Genomic DNA, 11,796 nt, shown 5'->3' on the forward strand with positions numbered 1-11,796 from the left:
ACTATGCAAAAAACTAAGATGATTTTTACTATTGGACCTGCAAGTGGTTCGGAGGAAGTTTTGTCAGAGCTTATTGAAGCTGGAATGAATGTATCAAGACATAACTTTTCTCATGGAGATCACAAAGAGCATGAAGAAAGAATAAATATGGTAAAAAAACTTAGAGAAAAATACAATAAGCCAATAGCAATAATGCTTGATACAAAGGGACCTGAAATAAGAACAGGTAATTTTAAAGAAGATAAGGTAGCATTAAAAGAAGGTGATCATTTCGCTGTTTATTGTGGAGAAGATGTTATAGGAGATAAAAGTAAATGCTCTATAACTTATGGTGAATTGAGCAACGATGTAAAAAAGGGCGACAGCATACTTATTGATGATGGTTTAGTTGGACTTGAAGTTGAAGGTGTTGAAGCAAATAAAATAAATTGTACAGTTAAAAACAGTGGCATGGTTGGCAATCATAAAGGTGTAAATGTACCTGGAGTTTCTATATCTATCCCTGCCATAACTGAAAAAGATAAAGATGATTTGAAATTCGGTTGTTATATGGAAGTAGATATGGTAGCTGCATCCTTTATAAGAAAAGCAGCTGATGTTATGGCTATAAGAAAAGTACTTGAAGCAAATGGAGGACAAGATATACAGATATTTTCTAAAATAGAGAGTCAAGAAGGCGTTGACAACATAGATGAAATAATAAAATTTTCTGATGGAATAATGGTAGCAAGGGGAGATATGGGAGTAGAAATTCCTATAGAAAAAGTTCCAATGATTCAGAAATTTATAATAGAAAAATGTAATAAGGCAGGAAAACCTGTTATAACTGCTACGCAGATGCTTGATTCTATGATAAGAAATCCTAGACCTACAAGGGCAGAAGCTTCTGATATAGCTAATGCTATATTTGATGGTACAGATGCTATAATGTTAAGTGGAGAATCTGCTAATGGAAAATATCCTGTGGAAGCTGCTAAAACTATGGCAAGGATAGCTAAGAGAGCAGAGGAGCAAATTAACTATGATTCTTTGCTTGAGAAAAAGAGAGAAGCACATATACAGAATGTGCCAAATGCTATAAGCCTTGCTGCATGTACTACGGCTTCAGAATTAAAAGCTTCTGCTATAATAACAGCTACTCAAAGCGGTAATACTGCTAGAATGGTTTCAAAATACAGACCAGGATGTCATGTTATAGCTGTAACCCCAAGTGGTAAAGTAGCCAGGGGACTTGCTTTAAATTGGGGTGTATTTCCAATACTCGCCAAAAAAGTAGAGTCTACAGATGAAATGATAGAAAATTCTGTTGAAATAGCTTTGAAAAGTGGATATGTAAAAAAAGGAGATCTGGTAATCATAGCAGCAGGCATACCTGTAAGCTATTCTGGAACTACCAATATGCTTAAAGTTCATATAGTAGGAGATATACTAGCTCAGGGAAGAGGCTCAGGGGCTAGACCAGGTTATGGAACTGCAAAGATAGTAAGTAGTCCGAAAGAAGCAGATGAAGTAGTTGAAAAGGACGATATTCTAGTAGTTAAAGATTTGGATAAAGGATATATTAATATTTTGGATAGAGTTGCAGGAATCATATCAGAAAAAGGTGGCTTAACTTCTCATCTTGCTATTGAATGTCTTACAAGAGAAATACCTATTATTTGCAATGCAGGAGGTGCTACTGAAATATTAAAGACAGGCACATTTATTACTATGGACGTCATAAGAGGAATAGTATATAATGGCAGAGTAAATATAATGTAGTTATGTTTTTCAATATGTAAAATATTTATTGAAATTTAACATGACTTTAATGTATAATATAACAATATGTGGCTAAAATTATATAACAGAGAAAGTAAGACAACTGATTCTATTTTTTGCACCTTTGCGGGTGCAATTTTTTTTTGTACAAAGTGCTTCTTTAATTGTATACTGTACTTATGGAAATTTTGAATGAGAAATTGGACTATATATTGACTGTGGTTGAGTTAAGAAATTAACTGTTGCAGTTTAAAAATGATGCGAAGCAAAGCTTCGTAAGTTAAGAATTAATAATTAAAAGTTCTAGATTTTGTTTAAGTAGGTGAATATATGAGTGAAAAAATAGAAAAAAATAGAGAATATATAGTTGAAATAGATGGTATGGGATACCAGGGAGAGGGAGTTGGAAAGGTAGACGGGTTTACAATTTTTATACAGGGAGCTATTCAGGGAGAGAAGGTAAAGGTAAAAGTCATAAAAGTAAATAAAAATTTTGCTTTTGGAAAATTGGTAGAGGTACTTGAACCATCTCTTTATAGAGCAAATTCACTTTGCAGTATATATAAAAGATGCGGCGGATGTCAGCTTCAGCATATGTCCTATGAAGGGCAACTTGACTTCAAAAAAAAGAGAGTAAAAGATTGTTTAGAGAGAATAGGAAAATTTGAAGTAGAGGAACAGGATAAAATATTTAGGGATAATGTTTTAGAGAAAAGCAGCGAAGGTACTTCAGTAAAATTGTATAACACCCTAGGTATGACAAATCCCTATAGATATAGAAATAAAGTACAATTGCCAGTAGGTAGATGTAATAAAAAGATAAATATAGGATTTTATGCAAAAGCAAGTCATGAAATAATAGATATGGAAAGCTGTCTTATTCAGAACGAAACTTCAGATAAAATAGTGAAGCTCATGAGAGATTGGATTGAAAAGTATAATGTAGATCCTTATGATGAAAAAACAGGCAGAGGTACTATAAAACATATAATAACTAGAAAAGGATTTGCTACAGGTGAAGTTATGCTAGTAATTGTAACCTTTACTGAAAACTTGCCTCATAAAAAAGAACTTGTAGAACTTATGTGTAAGAACGTACCTGGAATAAAGAGTATAGTACATAATATAAATAATAATAAAACAAATGTGATATTAGGGAAAAAATGTGTAAACCTATGGGGAGAGGATACTATAAGGGATACTATAGGTAATTTTAAATTCAATATATCCCCTCTTTCATTTTTTCAGGTAAATCCTCTTCAAACGGAAGTGCTTTACAGTAAAGCATTGGAATATGCAGGTTTAAGTGGGAATGAAGTTGTATTTGATGCTTATTGTGGTACAGGAACTATATCTTTGTTTTTATCTCAAAAGGCAAAAAAGGTATATGGTGTGGAAATAATCGATGAAGCCATAAAAAATGCAAGAATAAATGCTGAAGAGAATGGGGTAAATAACGTAGAGTTTATAACGGGAAAGTCTGAAGTAGTGATACCAGAACTCATAAGCAAGGGAATAAAGGCTGATGTGGTAGTGGTTGATCCGCCAAGAAAGGGATGTGATATGGAGCTTCTTAAGGCAATAGCAGATATGGCACCGAGGACTATAGTTTATGTGTCCTGTGATCCGGCAACTCTTGCCAGGGATTTAGCAGTTTTGAGGGAGCTTGGATATATGACTAAGGAAGTGCAGCCTGTGGATATGTTTGCTCAGACTTCCCATGTGGAAACTGTGATTCTGATGACACGTTGTGGTCAAAACGATAAATAAACCACTACGACCACAATATGTTGTAGTTTTGGAACAAAAAATGGGCAAAAATTAGGCTAAAAATGCCCGATTTTTGCCCTGATTTTTAAGGGAAAATATAGATGACATAGGGCAATTTTGAGTAATGTTAGATAATATCTATTCGAGGGGGATCAAATAGCATGAATATTAGAAAATACCAGTCTGAAGATTGTAGTGAAATAACTCAGCTGTTTTACCATACCGTTCATAGTATAAATGCAAAAGACTATACACAAGAACAACTTAACGTTTGGGTGACCGCAATAGTTGATAAGGCTGCTTGGGATAAATCGTTAACCCAGAATTACACAGTTGTCTGTGAACACGATGGGATGATTGTCGGCTTTGGTGACATTAACAATACTGGATACCTTGACAAAATTTTTGTTCACAAAGATTATCAAGGCATTGGTATTGCAACTGCCATTGTCCATAATCTTGAAGATTATGCAATTGAACATGGAGTAGTACTGATAACAACACACGCATCAATAACTGCAAAACCATTTTTTGAAAAACAAGGATATAAGGTTATTAAAGAACAGCAAGTTGAGCGTGACAAGCAGATGCTGACTAATTTTGTAATGGAAAAAATATTTTGAAAAACGATTAACTAAAAAAATCCAGAGACATTGAGATAGAAAAATCTTGATGTCTCTGTTTTCATATAAACCTAAAACACAATTAAATAAATCTGCCATCGGGCAAAACAACCATGAAGGTTATGTTCTTCGTTACTGAAAAACATAGCCTCATTTTTGTTGCCCAATTTACAGAAAAAGGAAGGACTGATTAAAGTGATTACAAGATTTATGAGAGATACATCTCTCACTGCTATAGAAATAGAAATCAAACAATAGGACTGTCTTCCGAATTTTTTTTATCTATAAATGAGAATACAATTTTACTTAAAGTAATAATGCCATTTTCTAATTGTTCTTGATCCAAAGAAGAAAAGCTTAGACGTATATGATTAAATTCAGGTTCGCTTGAATAACAGGTTGACCCGGTAAGAAAGGCAATACTGTTCTTTTGAGCTTCAAAAACAAGACTTTCTGCACTTAGCCATGATGGAAGAGTGACCCAAATATTTGGCCCTCCCATTGGCGAACTCCATTCAACAGTATCGGGCATATGTTTTTTAAGAAGCTTTAAAATTAAATTACGCCTATTATATAAAATATTATTCATACTGTTTAAATGTTTTTTCATGAAGTCCAATTGAACAAAAGGTAATAACGCTTTTTGAGTTAATACTGGACTACCAAGATCAGAATTAGACTTAGCTGCAATAAGTCTATTTAGTATTGTACCAGATGCTGCCAAAATACCAATTCTGCAGCCAGGTGATAGAAATTTACTAAATCCTTTTATATATATTACATGACCATCGGTATCCATACTTTTTAATGCAGGTAAAGGATTCTTTTCAAACGAAATTTCACGCCAGGGATCATCTTCAACAATTAAACAATTAAAGTCTTTCGCAATTTCAATTAATTCTTTTCTTCTTTGCATACTCATCACTGTTCCAGTTGGGTTATGGTAGGTGGGTATGGTATAAATTAATTTTGGGGAATAAGTATCACATAGTCGTAAAAGCAAATCAATCCGCATTCCATCTTTATCAACAGGAACAGATAAAATAGTAGCTCCTTGCCAGCGGAAAACGTCAATAGCAGCTGTATAGGTTGGAGCTTCCATCACTACAATGTCACCCGAACCTATAAATGTTCTGGCAACTAAATTAATCGCTTGTTGCGAACCATTCGTTATTATAATTTCGTTTTTAGATATTGAAATACCGCTGGAAATTAAATAATCAGCTATGGCAGAACGAAATTCTAAATCTCCTTGTACAGGTCCGTACTCTGAAAGTATATCTGGATTTTTTAAGATGAAGGATGATATATGTCTGGAAATAAGGTGTTCAGGAAGTAGGGAACTGTGAACGGAGGCAGCTGACAACCATATTTGTGATTTTGTTGTTAAACTAATATTTTGCCACCAAAATTGAGCTCTTGGAAGGTGATCAGGGATGGAAAGCTGCCAATTAAGAGAAGTCAAATCAGTGTCATGATCTTTATGATTCTTTATTTTTTCTGTTTGAACATAAGTACCTTTCCCTTGTATGGTAGAAATAATGCTATCATCCGCCAGCATTGAATATGCCTTGGAAACGGTAACCATACTTACATTTAGTGTTTTTGAAAGGCTTCTGACAGAAGGTAAGCGGGAGCCTTTTTCTAATAAACCAGAGGATATACGATCAGCAATTGACTGATAAATTTGTTTTGATAAAGATATATTCGTATTTCTATTTAAATCTATTTTAATTTCCATCTTGCACTCCCTCTAAGTGTTATAGTCTGATATTGACTGTTATACATGTTATGTAGTAATTATATTATAACATACTATAACAATGTCAAGCATGAAAATTTGAAAGGAGCATATCAATGGATAAAAATTTAGAAAATGATTTAACTAATATTAATACTTTATTAGAAAAAGTAAAGAACTACTCATTTGATTTTTTAGAAAACATTAATAAAATACCAGCTTTTCCAGATAGCAACAATGTTTATTCGCCTTCACAATTAAACAAAAATGGATTAGGCGGTGAAAACACATTAGAAGAGTTTATGCAAAGATTTTATAAGGGGATCGTTTCAAGTGGGGGATCAAGGTATTTTGGTTTTGTAACGGGAGGGGCAACTCCAGCGGCTTTAATGGGAGACTGGTTAGTGAGCACATTTGATCAAAATGCTACAGCTTGTGATCATTCAAGTGCAGCAAAAATTGAAGAAGAAACCATAAATTTATTAAAGCAGCTTTTCGGATTAACAGAACAATTTTCAGGAGCATTTGTAACAGGCGCTACCATGGCTAATTTTGTAGGATTGGCAATTGGCAGGCAGTGGGTAGCCAAACAATTAGGCATTCATCTATCCTTAGACGGACTATATTCAATCCCGCCGATTCAGATTGTGAGTGCCACGCCTCATTCGAGTATACTAAAAGTGATGTCTATGTTGGGTATGGGAAGAAATAATATGCATTACATTCCAACAATCGACAAAAGAGAGGCAATAGATATCAAAGCATTAGAAAATTACTTAAAGCAATTGAATGGGGAACCATGTATTGTTGTAGCAAATGCAGGAACAGTGAATACGGTTGATTTTGATGATTTAAAACAGATTGGAACATTAAAGAAAAAATATAATTTCTTTCTCCATGTTGATGGAGCCTTTGGTGGTTTTGCTTCTTGTTCCACAAAATATAAGCATTTTGTAGAAGGAATGGAAGAAGCAGATTCCATTACGATAGATGCGCACAAATGGCTCAATGTTCCCTATGATAGTGCAATGCAATTCACAAAACATCCAAAGCTTCAGCTTCAGGTTTTTCAAAATAATGCCGTATACTTAGGCGAGATTTCCCAAACACCTGACTTTGTTCATTTAGTTCCAGAGAATTCAAGGAGGTTAAGAGCTCTTCCTGTATGGTTTACAATAAAGGCATATGGGCAAAACGGATATAAGGAGATCATTGAGAGGAATTGCGAATTAGCTCAATTGCTAAGTAGAAAAATCTATGAATCGAACAATTTCAAATTACTGTCAATTACCAGATTAAATGTTGTCTGTTTTACCATTGATTTTGGTGAACATACTATGACATTAGAGAATATACAACAATTTTTGAATTTAGTGAATGAAGATGGTAGTGCATTTTTTACTCAAACCATATATAAAGGAAAACCTGGAATGCGTGCAGCAATCAGTAATTGGAGAACAGAGGAAAAAGATATTGAAATTGCGTGGGAAGTATTAAATAAGGCGTATAACTCCTACGTTAAAACAATAATGGCAATTGATTAACCATAAGTAACTGCAAACCATGGAAACAGTAGCCGTTAATCAATCATGATTATGCTTTCACATGATATAGGCATTAAGTGAAAACCTTAAGTGGCAATGTGGTTATTGACCGTAATATATCTTGGTGGCAGCTACCTACTTTGGATATATACAGTTGATAATAGCGTGCTACAATCATTCATTGATTCCATGCCAGAAGAATTTGAACTTGTACCCTTTAATGAAAATATTTATCATCAGGAAATGAAAGAGGCTTGGTCACAGGAGTTTTGCGAAAGCTTTTCATCCGCAGAGGATTATCAGGCACGAGGATTCGGATTCGCAGTGCAAAAAAATGGTAAATTGGCATCAGGAGCTTCTACAATGACGATTTATAACGGAGGCATTGAGATACAAGTCGCAACGCATAATAAATATAAAAGGCATGGGCTGGCGCTTACGTGTGCGTCGGCAATTATACAGGAATGCGTAAGAAGGAAAATCTGCCCTTGCTGGGATGCAGCGAATCTGATCTCGAAAAAAATGGCATTAGAGATTGGTTATGAATATCGTGGTGAATATAACACTACTCATATCAGTAAGCCGTGAAATTTGCATCTAGTAGACTCTTAAGGTATATATTATTAAGCATGATATTGATTTAAGCCGTACATCATTTAATTAATTTAATTTGAAGATGTTAGATTTTGGATATGCTTCTTATTGTATTCATAGAACAGGAGGGAATCGATTATGTTAGGAACACACATCAACTTTTATTATTATTCAGGAACCGGAAATACGTTGTTGGTAGTGAAAGAAATGATAAAAACCTTTACCACAAAAGGAATACAGGTTACGTTTTATAAAATTGAAGATACTGATCCAAAGAAAATAGACATCGCTACCCCTTTCGGGATTGCCTTTCCGGTTGCTTTCCAATCTACATTGCCCTTTGTATGGGATTTTCTGAAAGCGCTTCCAAGGGCTGAGCAAACACCTGTTTTCATGGTGGATACCATGATGGCTTTCTCCGGTGCTATTGTGGGACCACTGAAAAAAGTTCTAACAGAAAAGGGATATGACTGTATCGGTGCTTGTGAGATTGTGATGCCTAATAACTGGTTTCCTAAACAGATCAATGAGGAAGAAAACGAAAAAAAAATAAACAGTGGTCTTAGAAAGGCTAGAGAATATGCAGAGAATCTTATTGAGGGTAATACCTCTTGGAGGCGTATTCCCTTTCTTTCAAAGGGCCTTTATAATATCTGTTGTAATGATTTTGTGATGAACCGGATTGCTCTGGCTGAAGGGCGAAAAATTACCGTGGATAAGGGAAAATGCATTAAATGTGGACTATGCTCAAAGTTGTGTCCGGTGAACAACATCAATATGAAAGAGTATCCTGAGTGGCACGATTCGTGCGAGTTATGCATGCGATGCCTAAGTTTTTGCCCAGTTAATGCAGTAATCATTCCGGGCAAAAAGTTCAAACAATATCGAGCCGTTAAAGCAAAGGAGCTTACAATCAAAAACCTTGGAGAAAATTAAACTCATAGTAAAATAATAAAGCAAAGTTTGAATTTAATAAAGCGTAAGATATTGTAAAAAATACTATGAAATCTTTTAAAGATATGTTATCAGCAATTAAAGATATAAGTACTTTAATTAATCATACGTATAGTTCTGTCGAAACTATTATGAAATCGAAGGATACTATTTCAAGTAAGGTGGAATCCCTTACAGCTGTATCAGAAGAGACTTCTGCATCATCGGAAGAGATATAAGTATCATCTGAAGAACTATATGCATCTTCTGAGAATGTATCTGGTTTTGTGCAGAAGCTCAATAAAGTTGTAGAGGAACTTGATGAAAGTGTAAGTAAATTTAAATTATAATACACTATTATGAAACAAAAAATTTTTATTAAAATAAACGTGATAAGTATGTATATCCACACCTATGAGTGGAAAAATAAATTCGAGGTGATAATATATGAAAAACATTGGTGTGGAAAAAGGATTGTCCAGAATGGCAAATTATCTAAATTCTCAAGGATATTCAGTGCAAATTTTAGGAGAAGATCTTGAGAATAATGTTTCAAAGTGCAAAAATTTAGATGCAATTGTTACAGCAGGATATAATACAGATATGATGGGCATTAGTGATACTTCTACAAAAGTTCCTGTTATTAATGCTGATGGTTTAACAGAAGAAGAAGTAAAGAATATGATTCAGCAGGAAACTACTAGATAGTAGATATCATCATTTTTGTTCGTATAATGTAGTATATGAGCAATTAACATAGAAATATAATAGGATTAAGGAGTTGAAATACCTTAGTCCTATGTTTTATGTGTGGATTGGCATTGTATGGTAGTCTATAGTTCAATTATCAATATAATTTGAGAAATATAAAGAACTATTCCAAAAATTAATGTTAATACTAGAGCAATAGGCAATATTTTTTTAACACATTTCCTTATTTTACAGAAATTTCTGCAGTTGTTGACTGAAGTTCCCCAAAATTATAGTCGAAGACATGTTACTGCTTGTCATAAAAGAACCTAAAAGTCCTATAAAAGGCCTATTAGAGAATAATATGGACCCCCAATTTTGGCAGTACCTAATGCAAGTACTGTTGTTTGTCATATACCTTCTATAATTCTAGACATCATTATTAGTGACATAACAACTATGCTTGAAGGTAGTATCTTTTTTGCTTGAAGTTTTGTTTATTATTTGGGTGCTTGCAATCTCTCAATCACTTCTATAGTATTTGCTTCTACTTAATAGAAAGAAAACAATAAGCGCAAAATAACTAGGAATAAAGCAGGCAAGGGGCTGGTTTATCTGACAAAATAGAAGTTGTTCACCATCTTTGATAATGCGTAGAGAGAAAATACAATTGGTTTTCGCTTGATAATACAAAGTTTAATAAAATTCCTTTAAAATCATATAAGTTATATCTTTTAGTTAATAAAAAGCATTATTTAAGCAAAAAAAGAAATATCATTTGAGAACTTAAAAAATGTCAATATGATTATTGAAAGTAAAAAATTCAAGTTGAATTTTATAATTAGAAATAAATGTGAGAAGCTTGAGCGTGAATCAACAACTAATAGTTTATATATATAAACTATTAGTTGTTGTTCAACAAAAAAAATAAGTGCTATAATTAAATTAATAAATAACTTGCATAAATTTTTACTGATTAATAAAAGTTGCATATAAAACATGAAAAAATATTAAAATGAGGTGAGTATAATTATGTCAAAACAATATCCAAAGTTTAAAGCAGCAGCAGTTCAGGCTGCACCAGTATACTTGAATTTAGATGCAACAGTTGAAAAGTCTTGTAAGTTAATTGATGAGGCAGCATCAAAGGGGGCAAAATTAGTAGCGTTTCCAGAAGCTTTCTTACCAGGATATCCTTGGTTTGCTTTTATTGGACATCCAGAATACACAAGAAAATGGTATCACGAATTATATAAAAATGCTGTAGAAATCCCTAGTTTGGCAGTTCAAAAAATAAGTGAATCAGCAAAAAGAAATAAAACTTACGTTTGTATTTCTTGTAGTGAAAAAGACGGAGGATCATTATATCTAGCACAATTATGGTTTAATCCAGAAGGAGACTTAATTGGAAAACATAGAAAGATGAGAGCTTCTGTTGCTGAAAGACTCTGTTGGGGTGATGGAAATGGAAGCTTAATGCCTGTATTTGAAACTGAAATTGGAAATTTAGGTGGATGTATGTGTTGGGAACATCAAGTACCATTAGACCTTCTTGCTATGAATTCTCAAAATGAACAAGTTCATGTAGCATCTTGGCCTGGATATTTTGATGATGAAATTTCAAGTAGATATTATGCAATTTCTACTCAAACTTTTGTATTAATGACTTCGTCAATTTACTCAGAAGAAATGAAAAATATGATTTGTGAAACGAAAGAGAAGAGAAATTACTTTGACACGTTTAAAAGTGGACATACTTGTATTTATGGACCAGATGGAGAACCAATTAGTGAAATGATTGAAGCAGAAACAGAAGGAATTGCATATGCGGATATAGATGTAGAAAAAACAATTGACTTTAAATATTATATTGATCCAGCTGGACACTACTCTAATCAAAGCCTTAGTATGAATTTTAATCAGAATCCTACTCCAGTTGTTAGAAAATTCGGAGAAATCAAAAATAAAGTTATAACATATGATGAAATTAATTTATCAATAGGTAACGAAGCTGGACAGACAAAAATTCTTTAAAAACAAGAATAACCATTACACTAAAAATGTGAATATTACTTGATGAAGTTTTTATAACTTTTAAAGAAAGAAGCAGCAGGTCAGGTACATGATTATCAGTCTTGGT

10 protein-coding genes are annotated in these 11,796 nt (G+C 33.4%); 9 read left to right on the top strand and 1 reads right to left on the bottom strand.

Translation table 11 applies throughout. From position 1 onward, the window contains the following. Positions 1–3: 3 nt before the first annotated feature. The 3 genes from pyk (at position 4) to DMR38_RS01525 (ending at position 4,154) form a co-directional block, all read left to right on the top strand. Positions 4–1,761, top strand: a complete 1,758-nt coding sequence (gene pyk, locus DMR38_RS01515) for a pyruvate kinase (RefSeq protein ID WP_127719675.1) — start codon at positions 4–6, stop codon at positions 1,759–1,761. A 330-nt stretch (positions 1,762–2,091) separates the two neighbouring features. Then, a complete protein-coding gene (gene rlmD / locus DMR38_RS01520; protein ID WP_127719676.1) occupies positions 2,092–3,531 on the top strand; it encodes a 23S rRNA (uracil(1939)-C(5))-methyltransferase RlmD in 1,440 nt (479 codons plus the stop codon). A gap of 161 nt (positions 3,532–3,692) precedes the next feature. Then, positions 3,693–4,154: a GNAT family N-acetyltransferase gene (locus tag DMR38_RS01525; RefSeq protein ID WP_127719677.1), complete on the top strand. Its 462-nt coding sequence runs from the start codon at positions 3,693–3,695 to the stop codon at positions 4,152–4,154. A gap of 247 nt (positions 4,155–4,401) precedes the next feature. Here DMR38_RS01525 and DMR38_RS01530 read toward each other — a convergent pair whose 3' ends face one another. Next, complete coding sequence (locus DMR38_RS01530; RefSeq protein ID WP_207670769.1) at positions 4,402–5,895, bottom strand: PLP-dependent aminotransferase family protein; 1,494 nt, start codon at positions 5,893–5,895, stop codon at positions 4,402–4,404. Between the two features lie 116 nt (positions 5,896–6,011). Between DMR38_RS01530 and DMR38_RS01535 the strand changes: the two genes are divergently transcribed. The 6 genes from DMR38_RS01535 to DMR38_RS01555 all read left to right on the top strand — a co-directional run bounded on the left by DMR38_RS01535 (position 6,012) and on the right by DMR38_RS01555 (position 11,690). After that, a complete protein-coding gene (locus DMR38_RS01535; protein WP_127719678.1) occupies positions 6,012–7,439 on the top strand; it encodes a pyridoxal-dependent decarboxylase in 1,428 nt (475 codons plus the stop codon). Positions 7,440–7,535: 96 nt separating this feature from the next. Further along, the gene (locus DMR38_RS01540) at positions 7,536–8,027 is read left to right on the top strand and encodes a GNAT family N-acetyltransferase (RefSeq protein ID WP_279230812.1); all 492 of its coding nucleotides are present in this window, start codon (positions 7,536–7,538) and stop codon (positions 8,025–8,027) included. A gap of 144 nt (positions 8,028–8,171) precedes the next feature. Continuing rightward, on the top strand, positions 8,172–8,969 hold the full coding sequence (locus tag DMR38_RS01545; RefSeq protein WP_127719680.1) for an EFR1 family ferrodoxin: 798 nt from the start codon (positions 8,172–8,174) through the stop codon (positions 8,967–8,969). A 65-nt stretch (positions 8,970–9,034) separates the two neighbouring features. Continuing rightward, entirely contained in the window at positions 9,035–9,205 is a 171-nt protein-coding gene (locus DMR38_RS21650) for a hypothetical protein (protein ID WP_175412892.1), read from the top strand. A 208-nt stretch (positions 9,206–9,413) separates the two neighbouring features. After that, entirely contained in the window at positions 9,414–9,674 is a 261-nt protein-coding gene (locus DMR38_RS01550) for a YkuS family protein (protein WP_127719681.1), read from the top strand. A 1,014-nt stretch (positions 9,675–10,688) separates the two neighbouring features. Beyond that, the gene (locus DMR38_RS01555; protein WP_127719682.1) at positions 10,689–11,690 is read left to right on the top strand and encodes a carbon-nitrogen hydrolase family protein; all 1,002 of its coding nucleotides are present in this window, start codon (positions 10,689–10,691) and stop codon (positions 11,688–11,690) included. Positions 11,691–11,796 lie beyond the last annotated feature (106 nt).

The organism is Clostridium sp. AWRP (genome assembly GCF_004006395.2).
In the GTDB taxonomy this organism is placed as follows: domain Bacteria; phylum Bacillota; class Clostridia; order Clostridiales; family Clostridiaceae; genus Clostridium_B.

What these genes read in the sequence shown, in the direction of transcription:
- pyk (WP_127719675.1), top strand. Translation starts at nt 4, where the DNA reads ATGCAAAAAACTAAGATGATTTTTACTATTGGACCTGCAAGTGGTTCG.
- rlmD (WP_127719676.1), top strand. Translation starts at nt 2,092, where the DNA reads ATGAGTGAAAAAATAGAAAAAAATAGAGAATATATAGTTGAAATAGAT.
- DMR38_RS01525 (WP_127719677.1), top strand. Translation starts at nt 3,693, where the DNA reads ATGAATATTAGAAAATACCAGTCTGAAGATTGTAGTGAAATAACTCAG.
- DMR38_RS01530 (WP_207670769.1), bottom strand. Translation starts at nt 5,895, where the DNA reads ATGGAAATTAAAATAGATTTAAATAGAAATACGAATATATCTTTATCA.
- DMR38_RS01535 (WP_127719678.1), top strand. Translation starts at nt 6,012, where the DNA reads ATGGATAAAAATTTAGAAAATGATTTAACTAATATTAATACTTTATTA.
- DMR38_RS01540 (WP_279230812.1), top strand. Translation starts at nt 7,536, where the DNA reads ATGTGGTTATTGACCGTAATATATCTTGGTGGCAGCTACCTACTTTGG.
- DMR38_RS01545 (WP_127719680.1), top strand. Translation starts at nt 8,172, where the DNA reads ATGTTAGGAACACACATCAACTTTTATTATTATTCAGGAACCGGAAAT.
- DMR38_RS21650 (WP_175412892.1), top strand. Translation starts at nt 9,035, where the DNA reads ATGAAATCTTTTAAAGATATGTTATCAGCAATTAAAGATATAAGTACT.
- DMR38_RS01550 (WP_127719681.1), top strand. Translation starts at nt 9,414, where the DNA reads ATGAAAAACATTGGTGTGGAAAAAGGATTGTCCAGAATGGCAAATTAT.
- DMR38_RS01555 (WP_127719682.1), top strand. Translation starts at nt 10,689, where the DNA reads ATGTCAAAACAATATCCAAAGTTTAAAGCAGCAGCAGTTCAGGCTGCA.